This window comes from Rhodococcus sp. C3V, from assembly GCF_029269915.1.
GTDB classification, from domain to species: domain Bacteria; phylum Actinomycetota; class Actinomycetes; order Mycobacteriales; family Mycobacteriaceae; genus Rhodococcus_F; species Rhodococcus_F qingshengii.
The window spans coordinates 421,091-437,111 of record NZ_JARJBE010000001.1; the positions used below are offsets into that span (position 1 = coordinate 421,091).

At 62.2% G+C, this 16,021-nt stretch carries 13 protein-coding genes; 6 read left to right on the plus strand and 7 right to left on the minus strand.

Features of this window, described 5'->3' with window-relative positions:
• Position 1: 1 nt before the first annotated feature.
• The 6 genes from P3G66_RS02125 to P3G66_RS02150 form a co-directional block, all read right to left on the minus strand.
• Positions 2–1,015, minus strand: a complete 1,014-nt coding sequence (locus P3G66_RS02125) for an ABC transporter permease (RefSeq protein ID WP_003940249.1) — start codon at positions 1,013–1,015, stop codon at positions 2–4.
• Between the two features lie 62 nt (positions 1,016–1,077).
• On the minus strand, positions 1,078–2,679 hold the full coding sequence (locus P3G66_RS02130; protein ID WP_030535172.1) for an ABC transporter substrate-binding protein: 1,602 nt from the start codon (positions 2,677–2,679) through the stop codon (positions 1,078–1,080).
• A gap of 227 nt (positions 2,680–2,906) precedes the next feature.
• Positions 2,907–4,340 (minus strand): ABC transporter substrate-binding protein, encoded by a 1,434-nt coding sequence (locus P3G66_RS02135; RefSeq protein WP_276116121.1) that lies wholly within the window; start codon positions 4,338–4,340, stop codon positions 2,907–2,909.
• Between the two features lie 380 nt (positions 4,341–4,720).
• Positions 4,721–6,319 carry an ABC transporter substrate-binding protein gene (locus P3G66_RS02140; protein WP_276116122.1) on the minus strand — a complete coding sequence of 533 codons (1,599 nt, stop codon included), beginning with the start codon at positions 6,317–6,319 and terminating at the stop codon, positions 4,721–4,723.
• A 144-nt stretch (positions 6,320–6,463) separates the two neighbouring features.
• On the minus strand, positions 6,464–8,065 hold the full coding sequence (locus P3G66_RS02145; protein WP_075835460.1) for a helix-turn-helix domain-containing protein: 1,602 nt from the start codon (positions 8,063–8,065) through the stop codon (positions 6,464–6,466).
• Positions 8,066–8,114: 49 nt separating this feature from the next.
• A complete protein-coding gene (locus P3G66_RS02150; RefSeq protein ID WP_007731375.1) occupies positions 8,115–9,029 on the minus strand; it encodes an SDR family NAD(P)-dependent oxidoreductase in 915 nt (304 codons plus the stop codon).
• A gap of 100 nt (positions 9,030–9,129) precedes the next feature.
• Here P3G66_RS02150 and P3G66_RS02155 point away from each other — a divergent pair, with 100 nt between their 5' ends.
• Together P3G66_RS02155 and P3G66_RS02160 are read left to right on the plus strand one after the other, a co-directional pair.
• A complete protein-coding gene (locus P3G66_RS02155) occupies positions 9,130–9,747 on the plus strand; it encodes a TetR/AcrR family transcriptional regulator (protein WP_007731377.1) in 618 nt (205 codons plus the stop codon).
• 302 nt (positions 9,748–10,049) lie between these two features.
• Positions 10,050–11,201, plus strand: coding sequence for a magnesium and cobalt transport protein CorA (locus P3G66_RS02160; RefSeq protein ID WP_007731382.1), 1,152 nt, complete (start codon positions 10,050–10,052; stop codon positions 11,199–11,201).
• An 88-nt stretch (positions 11,202–11,289) separates the two neighbouring features.
• Here the strand turns inward: P3G66_RS02160 and P3G66_RS02165 are convergent, their stop codons facing one another.
• The gene (locus P3G66_RS02165; protein WP_007731384.1) at positions 11,290–11,907 is read right to left on the minus strand and encodes a hypothetical protein; all 618 of its coding nucleotides are present in this window, start codon (positions 11,905–11,907) and stop codon (positions 11,290–11,292) included.
• A 109-nt stretch (positions 11,908–12,016) separates the two neighbouring features.
• Here P3G66_RS02165 and P3G66_RS02170 point away from each other — a divergent pair, with 109 nt between their 5' ends.
• The 4 genes from P3G66_RS02170 to P3G66_RS02185 all read left to right on the plus strand — a co-directional run bounded on the left by P3G66_RS02170 (position 12,017) and on the right by P3G66_RS02185 (position 16,017).
• Entirely contained in the window at positions 12,017–13,063 is a 1,047-nt protein-coding gene (locus P3G66_RS02170) for an ATP-dependent DNA ligase (RefSeq protein ID WP_276116123.1), read from the plus strand.
• Entirely contained in the window at positions 13,063–14,103 is a 1,041-nt protein-coding gene (ligD, locus tag P3G66_RS02175; RefSeq protein ID WP_161120070.1) for a non-homologous end-joining DNA ligase, read from the plus strand. Before P3G66_RS02170 ends, ligD begins: the two co-directional genes overlap by 1 nt.
• Before the next feature lie 93 nt (positions 14,104–14,196).
• Positions 14,197–14,697: a DUF6764 family protein gene (locus P3G66_RS02180; RefSeq protein WP_007731389.1), complete on the plus strand. Its 501-nt coding sequence runs from the start codon at positions 14,197–14,199 to the stop codon at positions 14,695–14,697.
• 108 nt (positions 14,698–14,805) lie between these two features.
• Entirely contained in the window at positions 14,806–16,017 is a 1,212-nt protein-coding gene (locus tag P3G66_RS02185) for a serine hydrolase domain-containing protein (protein WP_276116124.1), read from the plus strand.
• Positions 16,018–16,021: the final 4 nt, after the last annotated feature.

Genomic DNA, 16,021 nt, shown 5'->3' on the forward strand with positions numbered 1-16,021 from the left:
CTCAGTTCTCCCGAATTGTGGATCGTGGGTCGATGAGAGCGAGCACCACGTCGACGATGAAATTGATGAGAAGGACGATGGCGCCGTAGATCACGACCAGTGTCTGGGCGAGCGGGTAGTCCTTCTCGGTGATGGACTTGACCAGCGCCATGCCCATGCCGGGCCAGGCGAAGATGCTCTCGATGAGCACGGTGCCGGCAATCAGACCACCCAGGAGGAGTCCGGCGAGCGTCAGCGTCGACGTCATGAGGTTGGGCATTGCATGACGGAAGTAGATTCGTGCCACGGGCATTCGCTTGGCGCGCGCCGTACGGATGTAGTCCATGTCCAACACGCCGAGCGCCTCTGCACGGACGATGCGTGACATCGAGGCGATGGCACCGATCGACATGGCCGCGACCGGGAGGATGTAGCTTTCCGGTCCACCTCGGCCGGCGACGGGCAGAACAGGGAACGTGACGGCAAAGAGGTAGACCAGCGCCGTACCGAACATGAACTCGGGGATCACGGCGATGGTGCCCGACGTTGCGGTGTAACCGATCTCGACTCCGCGTCGTCGACCGTTGCGGGTCAGTGCAGCGAAGATGAGGCCGATCGGAATGCCCACTAGCAGCACCGTGACGACTGTGAGTACAGCCAGTTCGAGTGTTGCCGGTAGGCGGGACGCGATCACCTCGAAGACCGGAGTCCTCAAGGTGATCGAGTCACCGGGATTCCCGCTCAGCAACCCGCCGACGAATCGGAAGTACTGCTGCCACAAGGGAAGGTCGTAACCGAGCTGAGACCTCGTTGTCTCGACCAGTTCGACCGGTGCGTTCATTCCCAGAGCCAACCGAACCGGGTCTCCCGGAATCAGTTGGAGCATCAGGAACGCCGCAGTCACCAGCGCCCAGAGTGAAATCACGAAGGTGCCGAAACGACGCAGAAGATATGCGGGCCAGCTGTCGGACTCGAGCCACTTTGCTCGAGCCTGAGGCGCCGCTTCTGGTTTCGCGGCTTCAATAGTTTGACTCATGGGCTGTCTTTCCGGAGGGCGGGATGCTGGGGCGGGAAGATATTTCAGAGTGGGCGGACGGCCTACTGGTAGAGACGCAGCGCAGAACCGTTGAGCGACTTGCCGAATGAGAGTCCGGCCTTGTTGAAGTACACGTTCATGACGGAGTCTGCGAAGGGCACGGCCGCGATCGTCTTGGTGAGCTCCGACTCGGCGTCGGCCCAGGCGTCACAAGCGTCGCTACCGGTCAGACCGGAAGCCTTGGTGGCTGCTGCTTCGTAGGCGGGGTTGCTGACCGATCCGAAGTTCTTGCCTGCTGCGGGAACCGGCCCGGCAAAGTACGCAGTGAAGGTGCTGGGCAGCGAGGAGTTGACCTGGACCCAGGCGATGTCCCAGGCAGAGTTGTCCTTGCCGCTCAGAATGACGTCGATGATCTTGTTCGAGTCGCCCCCGGTCACCTCGACGTTTGCGCCGAGTTCGGACCACGCCGACTGAGCAAGTTCGGCCGCCGCGTTGCGCGGATCGTCGGTGCCGTCGTACACGAGGCGGAGATTGAGCGGCTTGCCATCCTTGCTTCGCTTGCCGTCAGCGCCGGCGGTCCAACCAGCGCCGTCCAGTGTTGCCTTGGCGGCAGTGAGGTCGAAGTCCGGAATGTTGCCTGCGACAGAGTCGTAAACGCAGGCGCGCGGTTCGACGGCGACGAGGCTGGTTGCCCGGACCCCGTGTCCGGCGGTGATGACCTGAGTGAGGTCGTCGAGATCGACCGCTTGGATCAGGGCCTTGCGCACTGCGGGATCGCTGGTGGGATTACTCGCGATCTGGTTGAAGTACATCTGGCCTGCCGGCAGAGGCCGACCGACGGAGTCCAGATTGGCTGCCGCGACGCGGTCCTTGTCCGGACCGGCGATCGGAGCTGCGTTGAGTTCACCCGAGAGCAGCTGATTTGCGGCGGTGCTCACGTTCGGCGACATGGCGGCGACGACCGTCTTGGGGACGCCCGGGGTGTCGGAGGTCGTGCCGTCGGGGCCCCAGTTGTAGCCCTCGCGACGCTGGAACGTGTAGTGGTCGTTGGCGGCAACTTCGGTGACTTCGAACATGCCGGTGCCGAGCGACTTCTTGTTCGACGCTGTCGGATCTTTCAATCCGGCCTCGCACAGGATCGGCAGGCGACCGACGTTGAGAAGAAGGAACGGGCTCGGCGCCGGAGTGGTCACCGTGACAGTGCGCGTTGCCGGATCGGCAGTCGCAGTGGCGCCGGTCGGCACGGAGGACCCGCGCAACTGTGAACCGTTGTCCGGGTTGGCCACGAAGTTGATGTTGTCCGCGACGGTCTGCGGTGTCAGCGTCGATCCGTCGGTACAGGTCACCCCGTCACGGATGGTGAAGGACGCCGAGGTCGGGGTCTCCTCCCACTTCTCCGCCAACCACGGTCCGACTTCACTGGTATCGGGATCCTGGTAGATCAGGTAGTCGTACGCCAAACGCGACAACTCGGCGGTCGCCGAGGCGGCCGACATGATCGGGTTGAGTGCACCCGGATCGGCCTGCAGGGCGAAACGGAAGGTCCCGTCGGTGGCCGGTTCACCGCCACTGGCGCCCGAGGACGTGCCTCCCGAGCCACAAGCAGACAACACAAGCGTGAGCCCTGCGGCTGCCGCAAGTGTTGGATAGAAGCGGTGTTTCATGGTGCCTCCGTGATGGAGCAGGGGCCCGAGCGAAAAACGTGAGGGCGCGGTTGAGTGTTGACTGCTAAATCTTGGCGCATGACGTGACGCGCATCTCTGTCGATCCTCACGAAAATCGGGTCGATTTTCGTCCGCTCCCACGAAAACCGTCAGGATCAGTGAATACCTGTCCGTATACCGACAGCGACCGGCGAAACACGACGATTTCCCCGGTCGCTACCGGCGGTCTACTGGTACAGCCGAAGAGCGGAGCCGACGTAGTTGCGTCCGAAGGCGAGCCCCGAATTGGAGAAATACTGCGTGGTGATCTGGTCGGCGAACGGAATCGCGGAATTGGCTTTGACGATTTCCGACTCGGCCTCCGCCCATGCGGAGCACGCGGAATCGCCGGTGACCGCTGACGCCTTGGCTACCGCTGCGTCGTAGTTTGAATTGGAGATGGACGCGAAGTTCAGTCCGTCGGCCGGAACGGGGCCGGAGAAGAAGGGCACGAGCATGCTCGGCACTGCAACGTTGATTGTTTCCCACGCCACGTCCCATGCGGAGTTGTCCTTGCCGCTCAGTGCGACGTCGAGAATCTTGTTGGCATCGCCGCTGATCAGTTCGACGGTTGCGCCCAGGTTCGACCATGCTGTGAGTGCAAGATCTGCCGCGGCGTCGGACGAGTCACCGAGTGCCTCGTAGAGCAGTCGGATTCGCAGCGGCGCGCCGTCCTTGCTCCGCTTGCCGCCGGCTCCGATCTTCCAGCCCGCCGTGTCGAGAGTTGCTGCCGCTGCTGTCGGATCGAAGTCGGGTACGTTGCCGGCGACCGAGTCGTAGACGCACGCGCGTGGTTCGACGGAGACCATCGTGCTCGAACGTGTGCCACGTCCTGAGGTGTAGATCTCGGCGAGGTCGTCGAGATTCAGCGATTGGACGAGAGCCTTCCGCACCGCCGGATCGCTTGTCGGATTACCCGGCATATGGTTGAAGAACATGTCGCCGGACGGGAAGGGTTGCTTGATCGTATCCAGCGGCGCAGAGTTCAATCGGTCCTGATCCGCGCCGGACACCTGTGCAGCGTTCAGATCGCCTGCCAGAAGTTGGTTTGCAGCGGTGCTCATGTTCGGGACGATCGACGCGACGACGGTTTCCGGTAGACCGGGCGTAGTAGAGGTCGTATCGTCGGGTCCCCAGTCGTAGCCGTCGCGCCGGGCGAAGGTGTAGTGATCGTTTGCGACGGACTCGGTCATCTGGAACATGCCGGACCCGATGGTGGTCTTGTTCGCCGCTGCCGCATCTGTCAATCCCGCCTCGCACATGATCGGCAGGCGTGCCAGGTTGAGAAGCAGAAACGGGGACGGTTCCGGGGTAGTGACCGTCACCGTCCGGGCCGCGAGATCAGCAGTGGCAGTTGCAGTTGCCGGCACGTAGACCCCACGGAGAGCAGACCCCTTGGTCTCGTCGGTGACGAAGTTGATGCTGTCTGCGACGGTGCGGGCGGTCAGCGCAGATCCGTCGGAGCACGTGACACCGTCACGAATGGTGAATCCGGCTGAAGTGGTTGTCTCTGACCACTTTTCGGCCAGCCAGGGCCCGGGGTCCCCGGTTTCCGGATCGACGTGAATCAGATAGTCGTAGCTGAGACGCGCAAGACTGTGGGCGTAAGTGGACGTGGTCATCAATGGATTCAGCGCTCCTGGGTCACCGAACAGTGCCAGCCGGAATGTTCCGTCCGTGACGGGTCGGCCGTTGTTGCCGCCGGGTGACCCTCCTGACGAACAAGCAGATAAAAGAAGGGTCGCGCAGCCGGCGACTGCCAGCACGACACAAGTACGTTTCTTCATGGAGCCTCCGGTGGCGGAATCCTTGACCCAAGGCGAAAACAGATGCGGCGGGCAAGGAACGAATGACGATTGGACGACACTAACGTGGCGACCCCTCAGTCGTATCGTGGCGATTCACGAAAGTTCGGAGACTCTTCGTAGTGAGTTACGGTCGCCCTGCCCGGTCGACTCCGAGCGTCTGTGCACAGTTGTCGAACGGGCAGGACGTCGAAGCGCTACTGGTACAGGCGCAGGGCCGAACCGGTGAAATTACGGCCGAATGCCAGACCCGCATTGTTGAAGTAGAGAGTCGTGATCTTGTCGGCAAAAGGTACCGCCGAGTTTGCTTTGATGATCTCGGACTCAGCGTCTGCCCAAGCGGCACAAGCGTCCTCGCCCGTCAGCCCGGAAGCCTTGGTGACGGCTGCGTCGTAGGCCGGGTTGGAGATCGACGCAAAGTTCATTCCCGCAGCGGGCACCGGACCGGAGAGGAAGGGGACCAGCATGCTGGGCAGCGCGACGTTGATCGGCTCCCACGCGACATCCCACGCCGTGTTGTCCTTGCCGCTGAGTGCGACATCGAGAATCTTGTTCGAGTCTCCACTGGTGAGTTCAACGGTGGCGCCCAGGTCGTTCCACGCGTTGACTGCGACGTCGGCGGCAGCATCGGTCGCGTCGCCGAACGTCTCGTAGACCATCCGAATTCGGAGCGGTGTGCCGTCCTTGCTGCGTTTACCGTCCGCGCCGACCTTCCAGCCCGCAGACTCGAGAGTTGCTGCGGCCGCACTGGTATCGAAGTCCGGTAGGTTTCCGGCGACAGAGTCGTAGATGCAGGCCCGCGGTTCGATGGACACCATTGTGGTCGATCGGGTTCCGCGGCCGGCGGTGAAGATCTCGGCGAGGTCGTCGAGATTGAGAGCCTGGACCAGCGCCTTGCGTACGGCAGGATCGCTCGTCGGATTGCCGGGACTGTGGTTGAAGAACATCTCGCCCGCTGGAGCAGGCTGCTTGACGGTATCCAAGTTCGCGGCGTTCATGCGGTCCTGATCGGGGCCGGAGACGGCAGCGGCATTCAGATCACCGGACAACACCTGGTTGGCCGCTGTGCTGTTGTTCGTGATGATGGATGCGACGACATTCTTGGGTACACCGGCAGTGTCGGAGGTGGTGTCGTCAGGTCCCCAGTTGTATCCGTCGCGCCGAACGTAGGAGTAATGATCGTTGGCGACTGCCTCGGTCATCTGGAACATGCCCGATCCGAAGGTCGTCTTGTTTGCCGCCGTCGGATCCTTCAACCCTGCCTCGCACATGATCGGAATCCGCGCCAGATTGAGGAGCAGGAAGGGAGAGGGCTCCGGAGTCGTAACCGTCACTGTCCGTGTTGCGAGGTCGGCGTTGGCAGTTGCAGTTGCCGGTGCGTACACCCCGCGGAGAGCGGATTTGTTTGCGGCGTTCGTGATGAAGTTGACGGTGTCTGCGACAGTCTGAGCAGTCAGGGCGGATCCGTCGGTACAGGTGACGCCGTCGCGAATGGTGAACGACGCGGAAGTAGTTGTCTCTTCCCATTTTTCGGCGAGCCACGGCTTGGTGACGCCGGTATCGGGATCTGGGTTGAGTAGATAGTCGTAGCTCAGACGTGCCAGTGCGTGTGCCGGTGAAGCGGCAGTCATCAGCGGATTCAGTGCCCCGGGGTCGGCCACGAGTGCAAACTTGAAGGTGCCGTCGGTGAGAGGCTCACTCCCACCAGAACCTGATGAGCCACCCGACGAGCATGCGGTCAGGGCAAGAACGGTGCCCGTTGCCGCGGCCAGTAGTGCGTAGGACCGTTGTTTCATGGTGCCTCCGGAAGGTGTGGTCCCGCCCGAGTGACGCGAGGTCTGTCGGGTCAGGAGCAAAAGACGATTGCTTGAATCTTCACCCAACAAAAGAACGAGAACATCGTCCGGATTTACGAATGTTTCGTGAGACTTGGTAGATCGCTACAACATTGTCGGATGGAAGAGACGAAGCTGGAGCATCAGGCTGAATCGAGTTTCCGGATCATCGAGATCGATGCCGGCAATCCCGGCAAGCTTCTTGAGGCGGTACCGGAACGTGTTGACGTGGATGTGAACCAAGGACGCAGCAGCCGGAATGTCGCCGAACGTGTCGAGCCAGGCGCGGAGAGTGTCGACAAGGTTGATGTCGTGACTGCGGTCGTACTCACGCAGTACCGCGAGCGGACCCGATGCGGTCTCGTTCTCGTCCGCCAGGGAGTCGGAGAGGCGCAGAAGTAGGGAATTGATCTGCACGTCGTCGGCGCGCGCGACGGTCCGGCCCGAGGAATTCCACGTCGACCTCAGAACGCGAAGCGCTCGGTCGGCTTCGTCGCGTGACTTCTCCAGCGTCATCACGTCGGCCACTGTCGCACCGATTCCGATGACCACCGACTTTTCCGAACGGGAACGGTCTGCAAACTCCGACGCGATCCGACGCACGTAGTCGTCGTCGGTCTGGTGCCGGGTGTGTGGGATGACGGCGTAGACGGTGCCGCCGATCGCTGCCGCCACCGACAGCGGAAATACTTGGTCGAGATAGGTATTGAGTGTCAGGGCCAGTTGATCGACATCGGCTTCGGCCTCCAACGATGCACCGGCGCCGCTACGGAAGCCGGCCGCAAGTACGTTTGCCTTCGAGCGGCCGTAGCCCAGTCGCTCGGCCGCTTCCTTGGCTGAAGTGCCGCCACTCAGTAACGTGATCACCTCGCCCAACCTCAGCCGTCGTGCCGAATCCGCGGCCAGCTTGGCGCGAAGCAAACTCATCGCGGCCACGCCCGCCGCCTCGACGAGCGTTTTGACCTGCAATTCGTTCGGCTCCTCGTCCAAGATCACCCAGATCGAACCGAGGATCTGCGATGCCGCATGTATTCGCATGCCGACGCGGGGCCTGATGCCCGGCCCGATACCCGGTAGAAATACCGGCAGGGTAGAGCCGTAGATCTTGTTGAAATACCCCATTGACCTGAGCCGATCGGAATAGTGCTGCGGCACTTGATGTCCGAGGACACTCTGCTTACGTGCCTCGTCGCCGAAGGCTTGATCCGCCGAGAACGCGAGGATCCGGCTCGACTGATTCTCGATGGTGACCGGGCCGTTCAATACCTGAGCGATCGAGTTGGCAAGATCGAACAGGTCGGCGTCGGCGGCCGACGTGCGGTCCCCGTTGTTGCCGGATTCGAGGATCTCGTTGATCAACGACGCGCTTTGCAGCCAGCTTGCATCCTTGACCATTCCGAGGAGTGCGACGTCGGTGTCGGCCACCGCCTTCTCGACGAGGCCGTCGAAGTCCAGGGGCTCTTTGACGATCAGCGCTACCGCACCTGCCGAGCCGTATTCTCTTACCGCCGTTGCGATATCGGCCGAACCGGCGAGACCTGCGCCGAGTACGACGGCGCCCGCACTGTCCTGGGTAGCTTCGGACCCTTCGTGCAGGGTCACGCGGCTGACAGTGCGGGCGCCGTCGACGGTGTCGCCACCGCTGAGGAACGTCATTCCCAGTCTGTCGACGATGTCGACGATCGATACTCCCGTAGGTGTGGTCACCACCACACCTTAGGGGGAGCGGGGTCGATCAGTTGTCTGGTTGCCCTGCTCAATTGCTGGGCTGCTCCGCCACGGCCTTCTCGACGAACCGGCGGGTCTGATCGAACGCCGCGGGCACCTGGACGGAATCGGTCATGTCACTGATCTCGGACCACCGTTCGGCGACGACCTCGGGGGAGAGTGCGCCTTCGGGGATGTAGACGCCCTGCGACTCTTCCATGCGAGCGATCGCGAAGACGCCGGCGCCGGCGCTGAGGATGGTCTTCGTCGGTGCGTCATCGGAGACCATGAACAGTGCGCCGGGTGAAATCGATTCGGGTGCAAGCAGAGCGAGAGTCTTCTCGTCGAGGAGGTCTTCGGTCATGCGGGTCGCGGCGGTCGGGGCCAGCGAGTTGACGCGGATGCCCTTGCGTTCGCCCTCAATGGCGAGAACGTTCATCAGGCCGACGACGCCGGACTTCGCGGCGCCGTAGTTCGCCTGGCCGAAGTTGCCGTAAATTCCCGATGCCGACGTAGTCATGAGGATGCGTCCGTAGTTCTGTTCGACCATGTGCGGCCAGACTGCCTTGGAACAGATGACGGAACCCATCAGATGCACGTCGATGACTTTGCGGAAGTCGTCGAGCTCGGCCTTGATGAACGACTTGTCGCGCAGGATTCCGGCGTTGTTGATCAGGATGTCCACGCGGCCCCACTTGTCCACGGCCGTCGCGACCATGGCGGCAACGGCGTCGACGTCGGTGATGTCGCAGTGGTCCGCGATGGCCTCGCCGCCCAGCTCGACGATTTCCGCCACTACTTTGGCTGCTGCGGTATCAGCGCCGCCACTGCCGTTGACCGAGCCACCCATGTCGTTGACGACGACGCGTGCGCCGCGTGCGGCGAGGGCCAATGCGTGTGAACGGCCGAGTCCGCCGCCTGCGCCCGTGATGATCGCTACCTTGCCGGAAAAATCCAACGACATTGGAAAACCTCTCTGATCTGGGATACTACTGAGTATTACTATGCGATGGCGTGGAAACAGTCAAGGGCCGGCAGGCAGTGTGAATGGGAGTGGAAGTCGAATGAGTAGTGATCTTCCGGACGTGCGATCCGCGATCATCACCAGCGCCGCCGACGCCTTTGCCGAAGACGGTTACGCGGCCACGACTGTAGATTTACTGGCCGATCGAATCGGCGCCACCAAAGGTCTTGTCTACTACCACTTTCGTTCGAAGTTCGACATCTACCTGGCAATCTACGAGCGCGGGATGAGCCTGCTCCGCGCTGAGGTCGAGTCTCGGATGGGCGGGGCAGAAAGCGGCCTCGCGCGTCTCGAAGCGATGTCGCACGCCCACCTGGTCAATCTCATGACACATCTCGGGTACCACCACACGATCCACCAAGGTGTCCGCGGTCAGATGAACTCCGCGCTCAAGCCGAGGCAACAGCAAGTCCTCGTGGAACTGAATTCGCTGCGACTCGACTACGAGAATCTGTTCGTCGACGTGATGACCGAAGGTGTCGCGGATGGTTCCATTCGTGCGGGCTCACCTCGAATGGCGGCAAAAGTCCTCCTCAGCAGTCTCAACGGCATCGACCTCTGGTACCGAAGGCGTGAAGGGCAGACGTTGGCGGAGACGGAGTCGTTGGCGGACCAGATCGTCGAACTGTTGATCGGCGGATTGCGCGCTGCGAACTGACTGAAAGCTGCATTCGTCGAGCGGGTTTTCTCCGACCGGTTCGTGCTGTCCTGCGGCTTGTCGTTCGGTTTGTCGTGCTCTGACAGTCGGGGTAGCATGTTGGCGTCGTGCGCGGACTTGCGTAGGAATTCAGGGAAGAGGAGGTGTGGCTGTAATGCGTGGCCAACCTCCGAGTACCAACTGAAGCTGTAGCCGCCCGGGTTGATCCGGTATTTTGCTGCAGCTTCATCGTGTGTTCATCGGCTTCGGCTTTGCTGTGAAGCAAGCGTCGTCGTTCACTCTTCCCTCGAAAGCTGTTCAGCATGCGCGAATTTCGTCGTTCACGTTCGGTACTGCCGCGTCGTTCCGCGGGGCTCGGTGACTCACATCCCGGACACTCGCGTGCCGCACGCACCGTCGTCAAGGCGGCCCCGCCCGAGGCGGTGGCGCCCGTCGAATCGACCGTCGTCAACAGCGGCGTGTACCGCGACGGCGAGCGGATAGCGTCACCGTCCACGCTGGCGGAAGCACTGTCATGCCTTCCGGATTCGCAGTCGATGGCGTGGATCGGCATGTACCGGCCCGACGACGCCCAGTTGTATGCCGCTGCACAACATTTCGACCTCCACGAACTGGCGGTCGAGGATGCGATCGTCGCGCACCAGCGCCCCAAGCTCGAGCGCTACGGCAAGACACTGTTCGTGGTGCTGCGTGCTGCGCGGTACCGCGACGAGACCGAGCGGGTCGAATTCGGCGAGTTGCACATCTTCTGTGGTCCGAACTTCATTCTGACCGTCCGTCACAGTGAATCGCCGGATCTGTCGGCGGTGCGGACTCGCATGGAGAACGATCCTGACCTGTTGCGGTTGGGTACCGAGGCCGTTCTCTATGCCATTCTCGACGCAGTCGTCGACGGGTACGCCCCGGTGGTGGCCGGACTGCAGAACGACATCGACGAGATCGAAACCGAAGTATTCAGTGGCGATCCCGGAGTTTCGCGTCGCATCTACGAACTGACCCGTGAGGTGATCGAATTCCAGCGGGCGACGCGTCCGCTGCTGGGAATGCTGCGTGGGTTGTCGGCAGGGTTCGACAAGTACCACACGGACGAGGAACTCCAGCGATACCTGCGCGACGTCACCGACCATGCGACGACTGTGGTGGAGCGGGCCGACGGCTTTCGTCAGTTGCTCGGAAACATCCTCACGGTGAACGCAACTCTGGTGTCGCAGAACCAGAACGAGGAGATGCGCAATCTGACGCAGGCGAGCTACGCGCAGAACGAGGAGATCAAGAAGGTCTCGGCGTGGGCGGCAATTCTCTTCGCGCCGACGCTCATCGGAACCGTATACGGGATGAACTTCGACGACATGCCGGAACTGCACTGGCACTTGGGCTATCCGTTTGCGCTCTCGATGATGTTCCTGACCTGTGGAAGTCTCTACACGATCTTCAAGCGTCGGGGCTGGCTGTAGAAAGTGCCGGCTGTAGAAAGCGCTGTGCGCCTTGCCAACCGAGATCGGTTGGCAAGGCGCACAGGTGTTTTTCGGGAGGGCGCTCGAATCAGAGCGTTGCGACGCAGACCGTGAACTTACGTTCCGGGTGCTCGAATCCCGAGTCTGCCCCCGAACCGCATTCGTCGATCGACGTGGAGTTCTGCAGGATTTCGACGACCTCGACTACATTGGTGCCGCTGGTATCCGAGCATTCGATGCGGGCGGGCTCGTCCATTCCGCTGCCGAGGTCCATGCATCCGCCGACTACCCAGTCGACGTCGAGACAGACAGCGCCCTGCTCGTCACCCGCGAGGGTCTCGTAGTAGTACGAGTCGACATCGGAGGCACACAGATCAGAGGTGGGAACCTTGGCGACCACCTTGTAGTTGGAATCCTTGCTACCGCAGTCCGCGTTGTCGATTTCTGCGGCCGTCGTGGTGCCTCCGAGCTTGACGCAATCACCGATCGACACGTCGATGTCGACGTCGCCGCCGTCGTCCGAGCCCTCCTGGCCGGTGATCTTCGAGGTGGTCGGGGCCGCGGAGGTAGTGGTCGAATCGGCAACCGAGGAAGATGATTCCGCAATGGCTTTCGGCTCGATGTCGGAACCGCAACCGACGGTGAAGGCGGCGATTGCAGAAGTTGCGATCACCGCAGTGCAAAGTCGCCGGACGATTCCGGACATAAGGACCCCTTTGTTGATTCTTGGATAATTCTGTTGGTTCGTGGATTGTTCGGGACCTATTCCAATACATCGGTAGTCGAATTGCCAACCGGACTGTCAGTATGGGTAGGTGGAGCTACCCCTGATGCCGCCGCTTGCCCCGATGCTCGCGAAGGCTGCGGCCACTGTGCCGCCTCAGCCCGAGTCCGGTGACCCGACGTGGTCGTACGAGCCGAAATGGGACGGATTTCGAGCAATCATCTTTCGTGACGGTGACGAAGTGGTGCTCGGATCGCGAGGAGGAAAGGACCTGGCGCGGTACTTTCCCGAAGCGGTGGAAGCCGTCAAGTCTGAATTGCCCGAAAAATGTGTGGTGGACGGAGAACTGGTGGTTCCCCGTGAGATCGACGGTGTGACGCGCCTGAGTTGGGAAGCGCTCTCCGAGCGGATTCACCCCGCCGCGAGCCGCGTCGCATTGTTGTCGGAACAGACGCCCGCGCAATTTGTCGGGTTCGATTTACTGGCGCTCGGGGATCGCGACGTCTCGATCGAGGACTTCGGGGTTCGACGTGCGTTGCTCCTCGATTGCGTCGGTGGCGGGCCGAGTTGCCACCTCACGGCAGCGACGGCCGACAGCGCCGAAGCAATGGCCTGGTTCGAAACCTTCGAAGGCGCGGGTCTCGACGGGGTTGTCGCCAAGAAGCTGGCGGGACCGTACCTGCCGAACAAGCGCGAGATGATCAAGGTGAAACACGCCAGGACCGCGGATGTCGTACTGCTGGGCTACCGTCCCCACAAGAGTCAGCCAGGTATCGGGTCGATGCTTCTTGGTCTGTACGACGGTTCCGAATTGAAGATGGTCGGTGGCGCTTCTGCTTTCACCGCGGCGCGGCGGATCGAGTTGTTGGCCGAACTCGAACCTTTGCGCCTCGGGGACGACGTTGTAGCCGAGGGAGAGGCCAGCCGGTGGAGATCGGCCGCAGACCGCTCCTGGATTCCGCTTCGTCCTGAGAGGGTGCTCGAAGTGGCGTACGACCAGATGGAAGGGGAACGCTTTCGGCACGCTGCACGATTCCTGCGCTGGCGTCCGGACAGGGTGCCCGACGAATGCACATTCGATCAGTTGGAGGTTCCGGTGCGATACGACTTCGCGGATGTTCTTGCAGGCGGTAAGTGATGGCGAGCCCGGCAGCTGAACTGGACGTCGACGGGATCGCGGTCCGATTGTCGAGCCCGGACAAGATCTACTATCCGCAGTTGGGTGAGGACGGCGGAACCAAACGGCATCTTGTCGAGTACTACCGAACGGTGGCGCTGCAGGGTGCAGCGTTGCGGGCGCTCCAAGATCGGCCCACGCATCTTCAGCGATTCCCCGACGGCATCGAGGGCGAAGAGGTTTACCAGAAGCGGCTGCCGGCAAAACGGCCCGAGCACGTCGAATCCTGCGAGGTCACGTTCCCGTCGGGTCGCAAGGCCGACGTCCTTCGAGTGCGAAGTGCTGCGAACATCGTGTGGGCCGCCAATCTCGGGACTGTCACGTTTCATCCCTGGGCCGTGCGGTGCCCGGACACCGACCACCCGGACGAACTGCGCATCGATCTCGATCCGCAACCGGGGACCGGGTTCGACGAGGCCGTTGCCATCGCGGACGAGGTCCTTCGCCCTCTGCTCGCTGAGTTGGGATTGGAAGGATTTCCCAAGACGTCCGGTGGCCGAGGCCTTCACGTCTACATCCCGCTCGAGGCGCGCTGGGATTTTGTCGAGGTCCGTCACGCGGGTATCGCCCTTGCTCGTGAAGTCGAGCGTCGTAGTGCCGATCGCGCCACAACCGCGTGGTGGAAGGAAGAGCGGGGTGAACGGATCTTCATCGACTTCAATCAGAATGCCCGTGACCGGACGATCGCGGCGGCGTATTCCGCTCGTAAGACGCCGATCGCAACTGTGTCGACGCCGGTGACCTGGGACGAACTGCGCGACGTGCATCCAGACGACTGCACCATCGCCACGGTTCCCGGCTTGCTCGCCGATCGTGGTGATCCGATGGAAGCCATGCACGACAAGGCCTTTGCCCTCGATGTTCTGTTGGAGATGTGGGAGAAGGATCTGGCGGCAGGACTGGGCGATCTGCCGTACCCGCCGAACTATCCCAAAATGCCCGGTGAACCCAAACGTGTTCAACCGAGCAAGGACCGCGATCGGAAGAACAAAGACGGGTAGCGTCAGAGGCGGACATATCGGGTAATTCGATCAGACGTCGAATGTACGGTCACGTCGAATGCACTGTGGGGGTTGGATATGGATCGCCGGAAAATGCGAGCAGCAAGCTTAGCGGCGGGCGGCGTGATTCTTGCCGCCTTCGGATTGTCACTCGGTAGCGGAACAGCGTCTGCCGCGACGTTGGATTGTTCGGCGCGCGGGCAAGATCAGACGATCGTCGACGGGTCATCCGCGTGCCGAGCGGTGGCAGATCCCTCCAGTTACGCGATTTCACACGTCGAGGGCGACGGCGTCGGCGTCGCGGATTCTCGAGACGGCGGCAGGTCGGCAGGCCTCGGCCTCTTCGGCGGCGTTGCTGCGGCGGAGTCGCGCGGTGGGTTACTTGCCGCGGTCGCGTACGGCCCGGGTTCGCTCGCACTCGGTCGCACCGACTCCTCACCCTTTGCCGTGGTGCTCAGCGGACCTGGCGGCAGAGCGGCAGTGGGTGACGCGGACGTCGGGGCGATCTGCTCAGGTGGTCCCACCCTTGTTTTCAATATCGCCACAGGTCAGGGATGTTTCAGCGACGGCACTTCGACGTGGGTCACCCCGTGAGGGCACCCCGGCCCTGAGCCTCTTGCGTGACAGTGGTCACAATGGTGTCAAGCTCCTGCCACCGATCGGGTGACCGGGCAACTTGATCAGCGGGGATCGGAGGACGCGATGACTCCCAGTGCACGACGGGGTTCACTCGCCCGGGTGGAGGTGCCTTCGCGCACCGAGCTGTACGTGGACCGGCGATTCCTTCCCTTGGCCGACCGCTTCTTCGCGATGTATCGCCAACCGCAACAAGGCGGCGGCGCGCTGGTCGTGTACCTGGGCGGCGAGAAAGTGCTCGACATCTGGGCCGGCAATGCCGATCGTGATCGGCGCTGGGACCACGACACGGTGTCGCTGTCGTTCTCGACCGGCAAAGGCGTCGCCAGCACCGTCGTTCACCGACTCGCCGAACGTGGGTTGATCGACTACGACGCCCCGGTTGCTCGGTACTGGCCTGAATTCGCGGCGGCCGGCAAGGACAAGATCGCCGTCCGGGAACTGATGTCACATCGCGCGGGCCTTCACCGAGTTCGCGGCTTGATGCCGCATCCTCTCGACCTGATGGACTACGACGCGGTCGTTGCCGCCCTGGCTGCCGAGAAACCGGATCCGCGTCGGCTTCGAGGCCCCGGCTATCACGCTGTGACCTACGGCTGGTTGGTAGCCGAACTTGTGGCCAGGGTGTCCGGTCAGCCGTTCATCGACGTCGTACAAGCGGAGATAGCGAAGCCCCTCGGAGTCGACGAATTCTGGTACCGCGTACCCGAAACCGAGCGTCCACGGATCGCGAAGCTGTTCCCACATATCAACCCTGCCGGCTTGAACTGGGCCTTCGCGTCGACCGTGCTCTCACACGTCGGTCCGACTCGCGGACTCGCGGAGGCCGCGATGCCGGACGGATTCGACGTCATGGTGCGCAACCCGGCTGTCCACGACGCCGTCATGCCGGGCTGGAACGGAGTGTTCAGCGCGCGTGCTCTCGCGAAGATGTACGGCGCCATCGCGAACGGCGGCGTGATCGACGGGAAGCGGTTCCTGAAGGAATCGACCATCGACCAGATGTCGACCATCCAGACTCGCGATCGGGATTACGTGCTGGCGGTGCGGCCCAACTGGACTCTCGGTTACCACCCGCCGATCATTGCCGCGCGGCGGCAGCCGCGGAATGCGATAGGCCACTACGGAGTCGGCGGTTCAGGCGCGTATGCGGACCTGTCCAGCGGACTCTCGCTCGGTTTCACCACCAACAGGTTGGGTAGTGCTGTGACAGCTCTCGGTGATCTTCGCCTTGCGAGGCTCGGCGCCGAGGCGCAGGAGTTGGTTCGTCGAATCTGACACG